Origin of the sequence: Polaromonas sp. CF318, assembly GCF_000282655.1 — a bacterium.
GTDB lineage: Bacteria > Pseudomonadota > Gammaproteobacteria > Burkholderiales > Burkholderiaceae_C > Polaromonas.
In genome coordinates this window covers 39,386-56,149 of the sequence record NZ_AKIV01000019.1, presented here as the reverse complement: position 1 = coordinate 56,149, position 16,764 = coordinate 39,386, and the positions used below count along the sequence as shown (strand labels likewise).

At 65.7% G+C, this 16,764-nt stretch carries 14 protein-coding genes and 1 tRNA gene; 14 read left to right on the top strand and 1 reads right to left on the bottom strand.

Going from position 1 to position 16,764, the window contains the following annotated elements; all coding sequences use genetic code 11:
• The 4 genes from PMI15_RS03095 to PMI15_RS03080 form a co-directional block, all read left to right on the top strand.
• On the top strand, positions 1–1,597 hold a 1,597-nt coding region (locus tag PMI15_RS03095; RefSeq protein ID WP_007863547.1), incomplete at its 5' end, for a PAS domain-containing sensor histidine kinase.
• A 72-nt stretch (positions 1,598–1,669) separates the two neighbouring features.
• Positions 1,670–2,350 carry a response regulator gene (locus tag PMI15_RS03090; RefSeq protein ID WP_007863545.1) on the top strand — a complete coding sequence of 227 codons (681 nt, stop codon included), beginning with the start codon at positions 1,670–1,672 and terminating at the stop codon, positions 2,348–2,350.
• A 57-nt stretch (positions 2,351–2,407) separates the two neighbouring features.
• Positions 2,408–2,483: transfer RNA gene (locus PMI15_RS03085), tRNA-Phe, on the top strand.
• A 261-nt stretch (positions 2,484–2,744) separates the two neighbouring features.
• The gene (locus PMI15_RS03080) at positions 2,745–3,581 is read left to right on the top strand and encodes a hypothetical protein (protein WP_007863543.1); all 837 of its coding nucleotides are present in this window, start codon (positions 2,745–2,747) and stop codon (positions 3,579–3,581) included.
• Positions 3,582–3,675: 94 nt separating this feature from the next.
• Here PMI15_RS03080 and PMI15_RS03075 read toward each other — a convergent pair whose 3' ends face one another.
• Positions 3,676–4,899: a DNA-binding transcriptional regulator gene (locus tag PMI15_RS03075; RefSeq protein WP_007863542.1), complete on the bottom strand. Its 1,224-nt coding sequence runs from the start codon at positions 4,897–4,899 to the stop codon at positions 3,676–3,678.
• Positions 4,900–5,154: 255 nt separating this feature from the next.
• On the opposite strand from PMI15_RS03075, the gene PMI15_RS03070 reads away from it, so the two are divergent.
• The 10 genes from PMI15_RS03070 (at position 5,155) to PMI15_RS03025 (ending at position 16,764) form a co-directional block, all read left to right on the top strand.
• Positions 5,155–5,922: an SDR family NAD(P)-dependent oxidoreductase gene (locus PMI15_RS03070; protein WP_007863540.1), complete on the top strand. Its 768-nt coding sequence runs from the start codon at positions 5,155–5,157 to the stop codon at positions 5,920–5,922.
• Complete coding sequence (locus PMI15_RS03065; RefSeq protein ID WP_007863538.1) at positions 5,919–6,920, top strand: NAD(P)-dependent oxidoreductase; 1,002 nt, start codon at positions 5,919–5,921, stop codon at positions 6,918–6,920. The genes PMI15_RS03070 and PMI15_RS03065 overlap by 4 nt, the downstream gene beginning before the upstream one ends.
• Before the next feature lie 89 nt (positions 6,921–7,009).
• Entirely contained in the window at positions 7,010–7,987 is a 978-nt protein-coding gene (locus PMI15_RS03060) for an ABC transporter substrate-binding protein (RefSeq protein WP_007863536.1), read from the top strand.
• A 165-nt stretch (positions 7,988–8,152) separates the two neighbouring features.
• Positions 8,153–9,256 carry a sugar ABC transporter substrate-binding protein gene (locus PMI15_RS03055; protein WP_007863535.1) on the top strand — a complete coding sequence of 368 codons (1,104 nt, stop codon included), beginning with the start codon at positions 8,153–8,155 and terminating at the stop codon, positions 9,254–9,256.
• A 29-nt stretch (positions 9,257–9,285) separates the two neighbouring features.
• On the top strand, positions 9,286–10,815 hold the full coding sequence (locus PMI15_RS03050) for a sugar ABC transporter ATP-binding protein (protein WP_007863533.1): 1,530 nt from the start codon (positions 9,286–9,288) through the stop codon (positions 10,813–10,815).
• Entirely contained in the window at positions 10,812–11,798 is a 987-nt protein-coding gene (locus tag PMI15_RS03045; RefSeq protein ID WP_007863531.1) for an ABC transporter permease, read from the top strand. Before PMI15_RS03050 ends, PMI15_RS03045 begins: the two co-directional genes overlap by 4 nt.
• Positions 11,798–12,784, top strand: coding sequence for an ABC transporter permease (locus tag PMI15_RS03040; RefSeq protein ID WP_007863528.1), 987 nt, complete (start codon positions 11,798–11,800; stop codon positions 12,782–12,784). The genes PMI15_RS03045 and PMI15_RS03040 overlap by 1 nt, the downstream gene beginning before the upstream one ends.
• Positions 12,785–12,810: 26 nt before the next feature.
• Positions 12,811–13,767, top strand: coding sequence for an SMP-30/gluconolactonase/LRE family protein (locus tag PMI15_RS03035; protein ID WP_007863527.1), 957 nt, complete (start codon positions 12,811–12,813; stop codon positions 13,765–13,767).
• Between the two features lie 164 nt (positions 13,768–13,931).
• Complete coding sequence (gene xylA, locus PMI15_RS03030) at positions 13,932–15,257, top strand: xylose isomerase (protein WP_007863525.1); 1,326 nt, start codon at positions 13,932–13,934, stop codon at positions 15,255–15,257.
• A 22-nt stretch (positions 15,258–15,279) separates the two neighbouring features.
• Positions 15,280–16,764, top strand: a complete 1,485-nt coding sequence (locus PMI15_RS03025) for a sugar ABC transporter ATP-binding protein (RefSeq protein WP_007863523.1) — start codon at positions 15,280–15,282, stop codon at positions 16,762–16,764.

Sequence of the window (16,764 nt, the reverse complement as noted above, 5' to 3'; positions counted from 1 at the left end):
GGCGGGCGCCAGCGGCCCGCCGGTCAACGCCGGCAACGCGCCGCGCGTCAAGGCCGTCGCGGTGGTCAACAGCCCGAATGTGAATGTGCTGGGCGATGCGCGGTTTTTGCAGGTGACCCAGCTGCTGCCTGAAGGCCTGGTGGCCAACGCCGTCGCCGTCCAGGAAGCCAACCGCGAATACCAGGAGCGCGCGCTGGCGCGCGGCGGCCTGCGCAAGATGTACATAGGCACGCTCACGCTCAGCCTGTTCCTCGCTGTGTTCGGCGCGGTGCTGCTGGCGGTGCTGCTGGGCAACCAGCTGGCCAAGCCGCTGCTGGTGCTGGCCGAAGGCGTGCGCCAGGTGGCCCAGGGCGACCTCACGCCCAAGGCCGCGCTGCAAGGCAAGGACGAACTCGGCGGGCTCACGCGCTCCTTCGCCGACATGACGCAGCAGCTGTCCGACGCCCGCACGGCGGTGCAGCACAGCATGAGCCAGGTCGACGCGGCGCGCGCCAACCTGCAGACCATCCTGGACAACCTCACGGCCGGCGTCATCGTGCTGGACGTGCGCGGCCGCATCCAGTCCAGCAACCCGGGCGCCACGCGCATCCTGCGCGCGCCGCTGGCGGCCTACCACGGCCAGTCGCTTGGCGAGGTGCCGGGGCTGGGCGTGTTCGCCAAGGATGTGCTGGCCCAGTTCGCCGACTACCTCAGCGACGCCGCGCCGCACGGGCTGGAGCACTGGCAGCAGTCGTTCGAGCTCAACGCGGCCATGCCCGGCGCGCCCGACAATGCCATCACGCTGATCGCGCGCGGCGCCGAGATGCCCGGCACCGAGGAGTTCCTGCTGGTGTTCGACGACATCTCCGAAATGGTCTCGGCCCAGCGCGCCCAGGCCTGGGGCGAGGTGGCGCGCAGGCTGGCCCATGAGATCAAGAACCCGCTCACCCCGATACAGCTGTCGGCCGAGCGCCTGGAAATGAAGCTCAGCGGCAAGGTCGGCGAGGCCGAGCAGCAGCTGCTCACCAAATCCGTCAAGACCATCGTGGACCAGGTCGACGCCATGAAGCGGCTGGTCAACGAGTTCCGCGATTACGCCCGGCTGCCCGCCGCCGAGCTCAAGCCCGTGGACCTCAATGCCCTGGTCGCCGACGTCATGCAGCTCTACCTGCACGACAACCACAGCGACGGTCATGGCGGGCGGCGCAGCGATGCCGCGGCCGCCGTGCCCGTCGTCACCGAACTCGACCCCAAGGCCCCGCTGATCCAGGGTGATGCCCAGCAGCTGCGCCAGGTCATCCACAACCTGCTGCAAAATGCGCAGGACGCCCAGGAAGGCAAGGAGGGCGCGCTCGTCACCCTCAAGACCGAGTACTCCGAAACCTCCAAACGCGTGCGCCTGAGCGTGCGCGACAAGGGCACCGGTTTCCCCGAGCACATCCTCAAACGCGCCTTCGAACCCTATGTCACCACCAAGGTCAAGGGCACGGGGCTGGGGCTGGCGGTGGTCAAAAAAATCGCCGACGAGCACGGCGCGCGTATCGATATTTCCAACCGTGTGGTGGACGGCGCGGTGCAGGGGGCGCAAGTGTCGTTATCATTTGCAGTTGTGGCTTAACAACACATTCAGTAACACTTCGATTTCAAGATCCGCACGGCATCGCAACAACAGGCAGGCAGCAATTCAATCATGGCAAATATTCTGGTGGTCGACGACGAGCTGGGCATACGCGACCTTCTCTCAGAAATTCTCAATGACGAAGGGCATCAGGTCGAGCTCGCAGAAAACGCGGCCCAGGCCCGTGCCGCACGCGGGCGTTCCAGGCCCGACCTGGTGCTGCTGGACATCTGGATGCCCGACACCGACGGCGTGACCCTGCTCAAGGAGTGGTCCTCCAGCGGCCTGCTCAGCATGCCCGTCATCATGATGAGCGGCCACGCCACCATAGACACCGCCGTCGAGGCCACCAAGATAGGCGCCATGGCCTTTCTGGAAAAACCCATCACGCTGCAAAAACTGCTCAAGGCCGTCGAGCAGGGCCTGAGCAAGGCCTCCCCGCGCAAACCCGCCGCCCTGAACAACAATTCCGCGATGCCCCTGGCCGACCTCACGGTGGAGGCCGTGATGACCGGCGGCACCTTGCCGGCCCCCGTCGACCTGGGCCCCCAGGCCACGCAGAGCTTTCTGCTGGAAAAGCCACTGCGCGATGCGCGCGACGAATTCGAGAAAGCCTATTTCGAATTCCACCTCGCCAAGGAGGGCGGCTCCATGACCCGTGTCGCCGAGAAAACCGGCCTGGAGCGCACCCACCTGTACCGCAAACTGAAGCAGCTGGGCGTGGATCTCACGCGCGGCAAACGCGGCATCTGAGCTTTTGCGGCCGGCCTGCCGGGCACCCCTCGCGGGTGATATATAATCTAAGGCTCAGGCCCGGTAGCTCAGTCGGTAGAGCAGAGGATTGAAAATCCTTGTGTCGGTGGTTCGATTCCGCCCCAGGCCACCAGATGCGCAAGCCCTTGATTTCTAATGGAATCAAGGGCTTTTTGACTTTTGGTGTGCCGCTTTCCCTTGCGTTGGGATACTGGGCCCCATGTGCCGCGGCAACATTGGGGTTCGCGGGATTGGCAGATTCCAGGGCGTACCGCCGCCTCTTCGGATATGGAGCGCCTGTAAGATGCCCCGCTGTAGTGTCGTCCTCGCATTTCGGTAGAAGGCTTGGCCGGGGCGATGAATTTCAGCCGAGCCGCCAATACCAGGAGTTCAATTGAAGTACCACGTCAGTCACATCATGTGCGAAGGCCGGGCGTATGGCTTACACGCCTACCAGGAGGTCATTGAGTCCGTCGTTTGGGGTCTGCGTGAGCTGGGGCACACAGTGGAGTCCGGCGTAGACACCTTCTCTGAAACGGCAACGAACATCATTTTTGGTGCTCAGATGCTTGAGATGGATGTGGTGAGCAAACTGCCGCCCTCCACCATTGTTTATAACTTCGAGCAAATTCGGGGCGCGACCTTACTGAAGCCGGCGCTGATGCACGCCGCGGCGAACTTCAAAATATGGGATTACAGCGAAGGGAATGCGGATGTGTGGAGGAAGCTCAACGCAGATTGCCGGGTCGTGCCGGTGGGTTATGCGGAGCCTCTGACGCGGATTCCCAAAGCGCCGATCCAGGACATTGACGTCCTGATGTACGGGGCACCCGGGCCCGATCGTATGGATGCATTCCATCACCTGTGCCATTCCGGGCTCAAGTCAGTCTTTGTGTGCGGGCTGTATGGGAAGGCGAGGGATGAGTTGATTGCGCGATCAAAAGTCATCGTGAACATCAATCTCTATACAGCCAAAAAAATATTTGAAGTCGTTCGCGTTTCTTATCTGTTGGCCAATCGCAAAGCCGTGGTGGCCGACATTGATCCGGAAACCATTATTGAAGAGGATATTCGCGCCGGAATCTGCGTCGCGTCTCCGTCAATGCTTGTTCAGGAATGCCACAACATTATCTTCAACGACGCTCGCCGCCAAGCGATAGAAGAAGCCGGATTTGAGGCCATGCGAAGCCGGGACATAAGGCCTATCCTCGAAACCGCCTTGGCGGCCTGAGATTGGCCGCTGGTTAAAAGGTGAGTGCGGTTTGACGCGGCTATCCAGGCAACCGTTCAGGCCCGGCCCCGTATTGGCGTGCAGCATGGACGGGTCAACGAATTTCCGTGGCCTGCCTGGCCTCCCGCCACACCGCCGGTGTTGACCCGACCTCGCGCCGGAACACGGCGTTCAGGTATTGCACCGAGCGAAAGCCTGAGGCCAGCGCTATCTCCGCGATGCCGGTTTCCGTGTGGGCCAACAGTTCAAAGCAGTGCTCCAGCTTGCACTGCAGGATCAGGTCGTGCACGGAGCGCTTGAGATCCCGGCGGAAGTACATCTCCAGCGACGAACGCGACATGCCCATCATTTCGGCCACCTGCTCGGTCTTGATGCCCTGGCAGGCGTACTGGCGTATGTAATAGAGCGCCCGCATCACCGGCGGGCTGTGCTGCACGTCGCGCGCGGTCGACGCCCGGCTGTGCACCTCGGCCGGCGGCACCACCACGCGGGCGCCGCGCACCGGCGAGCCGCTCAGGGCCTGGTGCAGCAGCTGGGCCGCCCGGCGGCCCATCTCGGCCGTGCCCTGGCTCACGGAGCTGAGCTCGATGCGGGTGAGGTGCTGCCCCAGCGTATCGTTGTCGATGCCGATGATCGCCACTTCGTCGGGCACCGCGATGTTGGCGACGATGCAGGCCTGCAGCAGCTGGCGCGCGCGCGCGTCGGTGACGGCGACGATGCCTGTCGGCTTGGGCAGGCTGTCCAGCCAGTCGATCAGTTTTTTGGTGGCGCTCCCCCAGGTGGGGGCGCTGGTGGCCAGTCCGCGGTGGATCTCGCCTGAAGCGCCGTTGCGCTGCAGCCATGCAGAGAATGCCCTTTCGCGTTCCTGCGCCCAGCGGTTGAGCGGCGATTCCGGAAGGCTGTAGCAGGCGAAGCGCGTCACGCCGGCTTCCACCAGGTGCTCGAGCGCGCGCGCCACCAGCAGCTGGTTGTCGGTGGCCACGTAGGGGACCTGTCCTGGGTAGCAGGCGGGATCCTCGTACGAGCCGCCGATGGCGATGACCGGCACATGGGCACCCGCGAGCGCCCGCGCGACGGCGGGGTCGTCGTAGTCCGCGATGATGCCGTCGCCCTCCCACTCGTGGATGCCATCCAGGCGAAAGCGGAAGTCCTCCTCCAGGAACAGGTCCCAGGCCACGCGCGTCTGCTTCACATAGTCGCCGATGCCGATGAGGATTTCGCGGTCATAGACCTTGCTGGCGTGGAACAGCAGGGCCACGCGCAGGACTGCGGGGCCGCTGGTCCGGTCGGGCCGGCGCGTGGTCGGGCTTTTGGTCATGGAAGGCCGATCTTGGCACATTGCGCCGATTGCTGCGATGCAGAAAGAAATTTCATAAGCCGCGCTCGGCAATTTCGCAAGCTGCCGCGCAGGCGCGCCCGCTAGCATCGCCACTCTGCTGATCGTGATGCGGGTACCGTCCGGGCCCCATCGCGTGGCATCGCGAGCCGGATCCGCGGGCGTCGACGCACGAAGACGCCGCTTTTTCGTGTGCGCGAAATGCCAACGGTTTCCGGGCAAGCAACGAGGAACTCGATGACTGAGCAAACCCGCTATCCGAGTCTCAAGGGCAAGAGCGTGTTCATCTCTGGTGGCGCGACCGGGATAGGCGCGTCCCTGGTGGAACATTTCGCCGCGCAAGGCGCCAAAGTGGGGTTTGTGGACATCGATACCGAGGGAGCCCTGGCCTTACAAGCCCGGCTGGCGCGCGAAGGCCTGCACGGCGTCCATTTCGAGGAATGCGACGTCACCGACACGCCCCGCCTGCGCAGCGCCATCGGCACGCTGCGCCAGCGCATAGGCCCTATCCAGGTGCTGGTGAACAACGCGGCGAATGACCAGCGCCATCTCATTGAAGAGACAACGCCCGAGTCCTGGGACAGCGGCGTGGCGGTCAACCTCAAGCACTACTTTTTCGCCGCGCAGGAAGTTTTCAAGGACATGAAAGCCCTGGGCGGGGGCTCGATCATCAATTTCGGCTCCGTGAGCTGGATGGTCAAGACGGGCGGCATGCCCGTGTACACCACCTGCAAGTCCGCGGTCCAGGGGCTCACCAGAAGCCTGGCGCGCGACTTCGGCGCCCATCGCATCCGCGTCAACACGGTTGTCCCGGGATGGGTGATGACCGAAAAGCAGATCCGGCTGTGGGTGACGCCGCAAGCGAAGGTCGAACTGGCCAAAGCGCAATGCCTGCCCGGCGAACTTGCACCCGCGGACCTCGCGCGCGCCGTGCTCTTTCTCGCTTCCGACGACAGCAGCATGATCACTGCGCATGACCTGGTCGTCGATGGTGGCTGGACATGAACGCTCCGGCCGCGCGCGATCTCATCCTGGTGACGGGCGCGACCGGCAAAGTCGGACGCGCATTCATGGACCGCCTGCTGGGCGATGCGCGCTACGACAGGTTCGGAATTCGCGCGCTGTGCCATAACCGGGCCTTGCCGCCGCATCCTCGCGTCGAATCGGTGAAAGGCTCCATCCAGCATCGCGCCGACGTCCGCCGCGCATTGGAGGGCTCCACGCACGTGCTGCACCTTGCCACCAGCAAGGAGACGCCCGACGAGGTGATGGATGTGGCGGTCAAGGGAATGTTCTGGCTGCTCGAGGAGTGCCGCGCCAGCAAGACATTCCGGCAGTTCCTGCTCGTGGGCGGTGATGCCGCGGTAGGCCATTTCTACTATCCGCACAGCGTTCCCGTCGTCGAGAGCCAGCCGCACAGCGCCTACCCGGGGTGTTATGCCCTGTCCAAGGTGCTGGAGGAAGTCATGCTGGAGCAATACCAGGTCCAGTACGGGCTGAGCAGCTGCTGCCTGCGCGCGCCCTGGATCATGGAAAAAGACGACTTCCGTTACGCCCTGTCTTTCGGCGACGACGTCTTCGGCGGCCCGCGCTGGCATGAACTGGTGGGGACGGACAAGGCGCGCGAATACCGCGCGTCCGGGGCCGTTCCGGTCATGCTGGATCCACAAGGCGAGCCGGTCAAGCGCAACTTCGTGCATGTGGACGACCTCGTGGAAGCGCTTTTGCTGGCGCTCGATGCGCCGCGGGCCCGGCACCAGCGGATGAACATCTGCATGGACGAGCCCGTCGATTACGGAGTCCTGGGCGACTACCTGGCGCGCACCCGCGGTGTGCCGCTGGTTCCGCTGCGCACGCCCTACCACTCGACATGGCTGGACAACAGCAAGGCGAAATTCCTTCTGGACTGGCGGCCCCGCTACGACATGGCGCGGCTCGTGGAGGCCGCGTGGGCCTACCAGCGCCCCGCCGACGAGCCCCGCGTCGTCTGGTATCCCGGATAGCAACACCGCTGCTCCCGCCGCCGCACCGGGAGGAGCTGAAAGCATGGAGTGGCGGCGCGATTCGAAAAATCAACTTGAGGAGACAGGACATGAGACAGCTTCAGCGACGCACCTTCACGGTAATTCTGGCCGGCGCCGGCCTGGCGGCGGCATGGAGCCCGTTGGCCCGCGCCCAAGCCGCCGGCAAGAAACTGGTGATCGGGTTTGCCCAGACGGGCGCCGAAAGCGAATGGCGGACGGCCAATACCGAGTCGGTCAAGGCCGCGGCCAAAGCGGCCGGCCATGAACTGAAGTTTTCCGACGCGCAGCAAAAGCAGGAGAACCAGATCAAGGCCATCCGGTCTTTCATCACCCAGAAGGTGGACGTCATCATCCTCGCGCCACTGGTCACCACAGGCTGGGACACGGTGCTCAAGGAAGCCAAGGCCGCGAAGATTCCCGTGATCCTGGAAAGCCGCAACGTGGTGGTGAAGGACACGTCCACCTGGACCACCTTCATAGGCTCCGACTTCGTGGAGGAAGGCCGCCGCGCGGCGCAGTGGCTCCTCGACAACACGAAGAACACCACGGGGACGGTCAACATCGTCGAGCTGCAGGGGACGGTCGGCTCGGACCCGGCCATAGACCGCAAGAAAGGCTTCGACGAAGTCCTCAAGGGGAATGCGCGCTACAAGGTCATCCGCTCCCAGACCGGCGACTTCACGCGCGCCAAAGGCAAGGAAGTGATGGAGGCCTTCCTGAAGGCCGAGGGCAAAAAGATCAATGTCCTCTACGCGCACAACGACGACATGGCCATAGGCGCGATCCAGGCGATCGAGGAGGCGGGCCTCAAACCCGGCAAGGACATCCTCGTCATCGGCGTCGCCGCCGTCAAGGGCGCCTTCGAAGCCATGATCGCCGGCAAGATGAACGTGAGCGTGGAATGCAACCCGCTCCTGGGCCCGCAGCTGATGGAAGCCGCGGCCAAGGCCGCCGCCGGCCAGACCCTGCCGCGCTGGATCAAGACGATAGAGGGTGTGTTTCCCGCCGAAGTCGCGGCCAAGGAATTTCCCAACCGCAAGTACTAATTGAAATTGACCAACTGGTTAGCGAATCAGCGAAACGGTTTTGCCATTCGTAGGGTGACAAAAGCGATTGGCCTGGGAGTCGCCGCTCACTACGACCAAGCCGCGCGATTTAGCGATCGCGCCCATGCCGCCGCCAGGCCGGCAAATAACGATCAGGAGACAACCATGCATACGAGACGAGACCTTCTTGCCGCTGGCGCGGGCGCAGCACTGGCCGGCATCGCGGGAACGGCGGCGGCGCAGACCTATGAGCCCGGCTGCTTCAAGCCCTTTTCCGCCAGCACCAAGACCATCCAGTATCCGGCCCGCAAGGGCCCCTACCGCATTGCCCTGGCCAACGGCTATGCGGGAAACAGCTGGCGCATCCAGATGATCAAGTCGCTCAAGGCCTACGCGGCGACACCCGAGATCAAGCCGCACATCAAGGAGCTGAAGGTGGTCTCCACCGGCACTGACGTCGCCGCGCAGCTGGGCGCCATCGACAACTTCATCAATGCGGGCTTCGACGCCATCCTCACCATCGCGGTGTCGCCCACCTCCTTCAAACCGGTGATCAAACGCGCCAAGGATGCGGGTGTGGTCCTGATCCCCTTCGACAACGTGCTGGACACCGACGAGGTCATCCAGGTCAACGAGGACCAGTTCGAAATGGGCCGCCTCATGGGACGCTGGCTGGAGAAGAACGGGGTCACCAGCGGCAAGGTGCTCGAGATCCGCGGGCTGCCGGGAAACTCGGTCGACCGCGACCGGCACCTGGGCTTTCGCGAGATCATGGAAAAGCACAAGGGCGTGCAGATCGTCGAGGTGGTCGGCAACTGGGATGACGGCACTTCCCAGAAAGTGGCGGCGGACGCCATCGCCGTGCACGGACGGTTCAACGGCATCTACACCCAGGCCGGCTCCAACGGCACGGTTCGCGCGCTCATCGAGGCCAAGCATCCTTTCGTGCCGATAGGCGCTGAAGGAGAGAACGGTTTTCGCAAGATGGTCTACGCGCACCACAAGGACGGGCTCAAGGGCGCTTCGGCCGCGCAGTCCCCCGGCCTGGTGGCCGTGGCGCTGAAGGCGGCCGTCGCCGCGCTGCAAGGGCAGAAGCTGCCCCAGTACATCTCGGTGCCCATTCCCTACGTGGAATACCCGCAGATGGCACCGGGCAAAAACTTCTATCCCGAGCTGCCGGACACCTTCTACGTGGCCAATGAGTTCCCGCCGTGCAACATCAACATCACGGCGCCGGACATCATGAAGCAGAGCGAGGGCAACACCTGAAGGACCTGAAGGACCTGAAGGAACGCGCCGTGCCCCAGACCTTGCTGCAGCTCCAGGACATCTCCAAGCGCTACGCGGGCGTGCGTGCGCTGGACGGCGCGGATCTCGCTTGCCATGCCGGCGAGATCCACGCCGTTCTGGGAGAAAACGGCGCGGGCAAGTCCACCCTCATCAAGGTCATCGCCGGGGTGGTGCAGCCCGACGCCGGGCGCATCCTCATGGAAGGCGTGGAGCTGCGCCTGGCTTCACCCAACGTCGCCCGCGACCATGGGATCGCCTGTGTGTTCCAGGAGCTGTCCCTGGTGCCTGACCTCTCGGTGGCCGAGAACATCTTCCTGTCGCGGCCGCCGCGCCGGCGCGGGCTGATCGACGCGAAGGCGCAGCAGGAGCAGGCCGCCGCGCTGCTGGCCATGCTGGGGTGCGGCGACATCCACCCCAGGGAGCGCGTGCGGGACCTGCCGCTTTCGCGCCGCCAGCTGATCGAGATCGCCAAGGCGCTGAGCCTGCAGCCACGCCTGCTGATCCTGGATGAGGCGACTTCCGCGCTGAGCAGCGAGGACGTGGAACGGCTCTACACGCTGCTGTTCGAGTTGCGCGCGCGCGGCGCGGGCATCCTGTTCATCTCGCACCGCATGCACGAAGTCAAGGCGCTGGCCGACACCTGCTCGGTGTTTCGCAGCGGCCGGCGCGTGGACAGCTTCGCCGGCGGCACCCGATCCGATGCGCAGGTGGTGCAACTGATGATAGGCCGCGACGTCGCCAAGACCTATCCGCCGAAAACCGGCCCCGCGCCCTGGGCCCAGCCCGCCATCAGCGTGCAGGGCCTGGGCTGGCCCCCCGCGCTGCACGACGTCTCGCTGGAGATCAAGGCCGGAGAGATCGTCGGGCTGGGAGGGCTGGACGGGCAGGGGCAGCGGGAGTTGCTGCTGGCGCTGTTCGGCGTGCTCAAGGGTGTGCAGGGCCAGGTGCAGGTATTCGGCCAGTTGCGCCGCGACCTGGCGCCGCATGTCTGCAAGGGCCCGGAGCTGGGCATCGCGCTGATCCCCGAGGACCGCAAGACCGAGGGGCTGATCCTGCCCATGAGCATCCGCGAGAACATGAGCCTGGTCAACTTGCCGGCGCTCGGGCGCCTGGGCATGCTCAGCGCGGCGGCGGAGGAATCCGCCGTGGCGCGCATGGTGGAGCAGCTGAGCATCAAGATAGGCTCCGCGCAAGACCCGGTGCAGACCCTGTCGGGCGGCAACCAGCAGAAGGTGGTGATCGCCAAATGGCTGATGGCCCAGCCGCGCGTGCTGCTGCTCAACGACCCGACCCGCGGCATCGACGTGGCCACCAAACAGGAGCTGTATGCGCTGCTGCGCGAGCTGGCCGCCCAGGGTGTGGCCGTGCTGCTGTATTCCACCGACTATGAGGAGCTCATAGGCCTGGCCGACCGCGTGCTCATCATGTACGAGGGCCGGATCGCCCGCACACTGGCCGGCGACGCCATCAGCGAGCACGCGATCGTGGCCTCCTCGCTCAACGTCTCGTCCGGCGGCCGGGAGGCCGCCACCGTATGAGCCGGCGCGGCGAATGGCGCATGGCATTGCGGCGCAACGGCGGGCCGCTGGCCGCGCTGGCGGTGTTCATCGTGATGTTCGCGCTGTTCCTGGTGGAGCACCCGCGCTCGATTTCCGTGGCCATCGTGACCACCGCATCCAACAAGGCGGTGCTGCTGGCCATCGTGGCGATGGCGCAGACCCTGCCCGTCATCACCCGGGGGCTGGATCTCTCCGTCGGCATGGTCATGGTGCTGACCGGCTGCCTCGCCTCCACGGTCGTGAACGGGGCGCCCTGGCAGGTGGCGCTGGGCATCGTGCTGGTGCTCGCCTGCGGCGCGGCGGCCGGCGCCCTCAACGGCGCCATCGTGGTGTTCGGGCGCCTGCAGCCCATCATCGTCACGCTCGCCACCGGCGCGGTCTATTTCGGCTTTGCCCTGCTGCTGCGGCCCGCGCCGGGCGGGGAGGTCAGCGAAGGGCTGTCGGACGCGCTGACCGGCCGGCTGTTCGGGGTGATCCCCAGCACCATGGTGCTGCTGGCCGTGCTTGTCGTGCTGGGGTGGATGCCTTTGAAGCGGACGGTGACGGGCCGCGCATGTTATGCCGTCGGGTCCTCGGAGCAGGCGGCCTACCTTTCCGGCGTTCCGTCGGAGCGCGCCAAGTTCCTGGCCTATACCGTCGCCGGCCTGCTGTCGGGTGTGGCCGGGCTGCTGCTGTCCCTGATCGCGCTGTCGGGCGAGGCCAGCGGCCCGCAGGCCGGCTTGTACACCCTCAATTCGATCGCGGCGGTTGTGATAGGCGGCACATCCCTGTACGGCGGCACCGGCGGAATGGTCGGCTCCATCCTGGGCGCCTTCGTGCTGCGCACCATAGGCGACCTGCTGTTCGTCTTCAATGCGCCGGCGCTTTGGCAGCCCCTTTTTGAGGGCCTGATCCTGCTGGCCGCTGTGTGCATGGGCGCGGCGCGCGTGCTGCGCGTCAGAAACCGCCTGGAGCTGTTCTGATGAGCGCCACCGAGCTGACCGCGCAGCCTTCGTCCGGGGTCAGCAGGAACCCCGTGCAGCGCCTGCTGCTGAACCCGCCCGCCGTGGTGGGGCTGTGCTGCCTCTTGCTGTTGCTGGCCGGCAGCGCCGTGAACCGCAACTTCCTGATGCCCGTCTACCTGCTGCAGCAGCTGCAGATCGCCGCTTTCCTCGGGCTTGCCGCGGCGGGGCTGATGGCCGTCATCCTGCTGGGCCACATCGACCTGTCGGTGCCCTGGACCGTCACCACCGGCGCCATGATGGCCGCCGCCGCGGGGTCGGCCTATGGGGCCGGGTGGGCCATCCCGGCCGGCCTCCTCTGCGGCGCGTTGGTCGGCCTGGTCAACGGCTTGGGCGTGGCGCTGCTGCGCATCCCCTCGATGATCTTCACGCTGGGCGCCAACGCCGTGCTGCAGGGGCTGATGGTGCTGTACACCGGCGGCCATGCGCCGCAGGATGCCGCTACGCCGCTGATGCGTGAGCTGGCCGTGGGCAGGACCCTGGGCCTGCCCAACGCGGTGCTGGCCTGGGCGGCCGTCTCGCTGCTGGTGTACCTGCTGCTGACGCGCACGGCAGCCGGCCGTTATGTCTACGTGATCGGCAACAGCGAGCGCGCCGCCTACCTCAGCGGCGTGCGCACCGCCAGGATGACGATCGCCTGTTTCGTCGCCTGCGGCATGCTGTCGGCGTTCGCGGGGGTGATGCTGGCCGGGTATTCGGGCAACGCTTACCAGGCCATGGGCGACCCTTATCTGCTGCCGGCGATCGCGGCCGTGGTGCTGGGCGGCACCAACATCCTGGGCGGGCGCGGCAGCTACCTAGGCACGGTCGCCGGCGTCGTGTTCATCGTGCTGTTGCAAAGCATGCTGGCGGTTTTGCAGCTGCCCGAGGCGGGCCGCCAGATCATTTATGGTGCTCTCATACTGGCCATGCTGTTACTGTATGGAAGATCGGCCAAGGTGAGATGAAACGGAATGAAGTGAGGTCAAGTGAAATGGGCATGGGTGAACACTACGGCATTCGCGGTGACTTCCGCCTGCACGACGCACGCTTTCGCAGCCTGGCGCCCCCGAATGCCTTTGTCGAGAAGCTCTATACCGGCGCCCGCTGGGCCGAAGGGCCGGTGTATTTTCCCGGCGGCGATTTCCTGCTGTTCAGCGACATCCCCAACAACCGCATGCTGAGGTGGGTGCCCGACGGCGCCGGGCCCGGGTGCGTGCTGGAGTTTCGCAAGCCCTCCAACTTCACCAACGGCAACACACGCGACGGGCAGGGCCGCCTGCTCAGCTGCGAGCACGGCACGCGCAGTGTCAGCCGCACCGGGCACGATGGGCGGCGCACGGTGCTCGCGTCCTCGTTCGAAGGCAAGAAGCTCAACTCGCCCAACGACCTGGTGGCCGGGCCCGATGGAGCGGTGTGGTTCTCGGATCCGACCTACGGCATTCTTTCCGACTATGAGGGCTACGCGGCCGAGCCCGAGTATGGAGGCAGGTATGTGTTCCGCATTGATCCCGCCAGCGGACGCGTGGAGGCGGTCGTGACCGACTTCGTGCAACCGAACGGGCTGGCTTTTTCGCCCGACGGCAAGCGGCTGTACATCGCGGACTCCGGCGCCTCGCACGATGCCGAAGGACCGCGCCATATCCGTTCGTTCCAGGTGAGTGATGGCCGGTTGCAGGGCGGCGAAGTGTTCGCAACGGTGGATGCCGGCATACCGGACGGGCTGCGCGTGGATGTTCTCGGCAATGTGTGGACCAGCGCCGGCGACGGAGTGCATTGCTTCACGCCGCAGGGCGAGCTGCTTGGCAAGATCCTGATTCCCGAGCCGGTGGCCAACCTCGAGTTTGGCGGCCCCCGAGGTAACAGGTTGTTCATTACGGCGACGACGTCACTCTATTCATGCTACCTTGCAATTGCCGGCGCCGGCTTCCACGCGCTGTTGCCCGGCTGACGGCCCCGTGTAGACATCGAACAGACTCCTGCATCGCGACTTGCAGGCATTTGCACCAATTGCTGCAATGCAGAAAGAAATATCGCAAACAGCGCTCGCCAAATTCGCAACCTTTCGCGGCGTCGCAAGGACTAGCATCGCCTCTTTGCTTCATCCGGGCAGACATGACTTCCTTCGAATCCCTTCCCCAGGTCCGCTACGAGGGCCCTCAGTCCACGAGTCCGCTGGCCTACCGCCACTACGACGCCAAGGCGCGTGTACTGGGCAAGACCATGGAGCAGCATCTGCGCCTGGCCGTCTGTTATTGGCATACCTTTGTGTGGCCCGGCAACGACGTGTTCGGCCAGGCGACCTTCGCGAGGCCCTGGCATGTGCCCGGTGACGAGCTGACACTGGCGCGCAGGAAGGCCGACGCCGCCTTCGGCCTGATCTCGCGGCTGGGCGTGCCCTTTTACACCTTTCACGACACCGACGTGGCACCCGAGGGCGCAAGCCTGGCGGACTACCGCAGCAACCTGTCGGCCATGGTGGACGTGCTGGCGCAAAAACAGCAGGAAACGGGGATAGCGCTGCTGTGGGGCACGGCCAACCTGTTCAGCCATCCGCGCTACGCCGCCGGCGCCGCGAGCAATCCCGACCCCGAAGTCTTCGCCTACGCGGCGACGCAGGTCTTCAGCGCGCTCAATGCCACGCATCGCCTGGGCGGCGCGAACTACGTGATGTGGGGCGGGCGTGAAGGCTATGACACGCTGCTCAACACCGACCTGCGGCGCGAGCGGCGCCAGCTGGGCCGCTTCATGCAGATGGTGGTGGAGCACAAGCACAGGATAGGCTTTCAGGGCCAGCTGCTGATTGAGCCCAAGCCGCTGGAGCCCACCAAGCACCAGTACGACTACGACAGCGCCACGGTCTACGGTTTCCTCAAGGACTTCGGCCTGGAGCATGAGATCAAGCTGAACATCGAGGCCAACCACGCCACGCTGGCGGGCCACAGCTTCCAGCACGAGATCGCCACGGCCGCCGCGCTGGGCATCTTCGGCAGCATAGACGCCAACCGGGGCGACCCGCAGAACGGTTGGGACACCGACCAGTTCCCCAACAGCGTGGAAGACCTCACGCTGGCGATGTACGAGATCCTGCGCGCGGGCGGCGTGGGCAGCGGCGGCTTCAACTTCGACGCCAAGGTGCGCCGCCAGAGCATGGACCCCGTGGACATCCTGCATGGGCACGCCGGCGCCATCGACGCGCTGGCCCTGGCGCTCAAGAGCGCCGCGCGGCTCGTGGAGGCCGGTGAGCTCGAGCGCTTTCGCGCCGAACGCTACGCCCGCTGGGACGGCGACCTGGGCCGCGGCATCCTGGGCGGGGACATGAAGCTCAGCGAGGTGGCGGAATACGCTTTCGTCCAGGACCTCCGGCCCCGGCCCGTGAGCGGGCGACAGGAGTGGCTGGAAAACCGCGTGAACGCCGCGATCTTCGACCCCGTCGTCTGAAGCAGCTGCAGGAGCGCACACCATGAACCCGGACGTCGGCTTCCAGCAGGTGACAAAGCGCTTCGGCCCCGTGCAGGTGCTGCATGGCGTGAGCTTCGCTTTTGCGCCCGGCCGCGTCTACGGCGTGCTGGGCGAGAACGGCGCCGGCAAATCCACCTTGATGAAAATCCTGGCGGGCTATGAAGCCGCCAGCGAGGGTTCCGTGGAGATAGGCGGGCAGGCCGTGAGCTTCAGGGGCCCGCGCGACGCCGAGGCCGAAGGCATCGTGATGATCCACCAGGAGTTCAACCTGGCCGACGACCTGACCATCGCCCAGAACATCTTCCTCGGGCACGAGCTGACGCGCCACGGTTTTCTGGACGAAGGCGAAATGGCGCGCCGCGCAGAAGCCGCCATGCGTTCGGTGGGGCTCGATTGCAGCCCAGGCCGGCGTGTGCGCGACCTGATCGTGGCCGAGAAGCAACTGGTGGAGATCGCCAAGGCGCTGAGCCGCAATGCCCGCGTGCTGGTGATGGATGAACCCACCGCCACGCTTACGCCGTCGGAGACAGACAGGCTGTTCGGCCTGATCGCCCAGCTGCGCGGGCAGGGCGCCACGGTGCTGTACATCTCGCACAAGCTGGACGAGGTCGAGCGCATCACCGACGAAGTACTGGTCATGCGCGACGGCCGCCTGGTGGCGCAGCGGCTCACCGGCAGCGTGACCCGGCACCAGATGGCCAGCCTCATGGTGGGCCGTGAGCTGAGCGACCTGTTTCCGCCGCGGCAGCCTGTGCCCGAGGGCGCGCAGGTGCTGCTGAAGGTGCAGGGCCTGCAGGTGCCCGGCTGGGCGCAGGACGTGGGCTTTGAGGTGCGGGCCGGTGAGATCCTGGGTTTCGCCGGACTGGTCGGCGCCGGGCGCACCGAACTTTTCGAAGGCCTGCTGGGCCTGCGCCCCGCGAGCTGCGCGGCCGTGGACATCGCGGGCCGCCCGTGGACGCGGCGCAGCCCGCGCTCGGCCGCGCGCCTGGGGCTGACCTACCTCAGCGAGGACCGCAAGAGCCGCGGCCTGCACCTGCGCATGGGTGTGCCCGAGAACCTCACGCTGATGGCGCTGGAGCGCTACGCCAAGCCCTGGCTGGACCCCGCGGCGGAGCGCGAGGCCCTGAAGCAGGCGAGCGAAGCCTTCGGCATACGCGCGGCGGCCGGCGTGCCGGCATCGGCGCTGTCCGGCGGCAACCAGCAAAAGCTCGCACTGGCCCGCGTGCTGCAGCCGCAGCCGCAGGTCGTGGTGCTCGACGAGCCCACGCGCGGCGTCGATGTGGGCGCCAAGCGCGACATCTATTTCCTGATCCGGCGCCTGGCCGACGAGGGCCGCGCCATCGTCATCGTCTCGTCCGAGCTGCTCGAGCTCATAGGCCTGTGCCACCGCGTCATCGTCATGCGCCAGGGCCGGATGGCGGCCGAGTTGGCGCAGGACCAGCTCACTGAAGAACTGCTGATCGCCCATGCAACTGGAACCCACTAA

Coding starts and splice junctions, on each gene's coding strand:
- PMI15_RS03075 (WP_007863542.1), bottom strand. CDS start 4,899: ATGACCAAAAGCCCGACCACGCGCCGGCCCGACCGGACCAGCGGCCCC.
- PMI15_RS03035 (WP_007863527.1), top strand. CDS start 12,811: ATGGGCATGGGTGAACACTACGGCATTCGCGGTGACTTCCGCCTGCAC.
- PMI15_RS03090 (WP_007863545.1), top strand. CDS start 1,670: ATGGCAAATATTCTGGTGGTCGACGACGAGCTGGGCATACGCGACCTT.
- PMI15_RS03060 (WP_007863536.1), top strand. CDS start 7,010: ATGAGACAGCTTCAGCGACGCACCTTCACGGTAATTCTGGCCGGCGCC.
- PMI15_RS03040 (WP_007863528.1), top strand. CDS start 11,798: ATGAGCGCCACCGAGCTGACCGCGCAGCCTTCGTCCGGGGTCAGCAGG.
- PMI15_RS03065 (WP_007863538.1), top strand. CDS start 5,919: ATGAACGCTCCGGCCGCGCGCGATCTCATCCTGGTGACGGGCGCGACC.
- PMI15_RS03025 (WP_007863523.1), top strand. CDS start 15,280: ATGAACCCGGACGTCGGCTTCCAGCAGGTGACAAAGCGCTTCGGCCCC.
- xylA (WP_007863525.1), top strand. CDS start 13,932: ATGACTTCCTTCGAATCCCTTCCCCAGGTCCGCTACGAGGGCCCTCAG.
- PMI15_RS03045 (WP_007863531.1), top strand. CDS start 10,812: ATGAGCCGGCGCGGCGAATGGCGCATGGCATTGCGGCGCAACGGCGGG.
- PMI15_RS03070 (WP_007863540.1), top strand. CDS start 5,155: ATGACTGAGCAAACCCGCTATCCGAGTCTCAAGGGCAAGAGCGTGTTC.
- PMI15_RS03055 (WP_007863535.1), top strand. CDS start 8,153: ATGCATACGAGACGAGACCTTCTTGCCGCTGGCGCGGGCGCAGCACTG.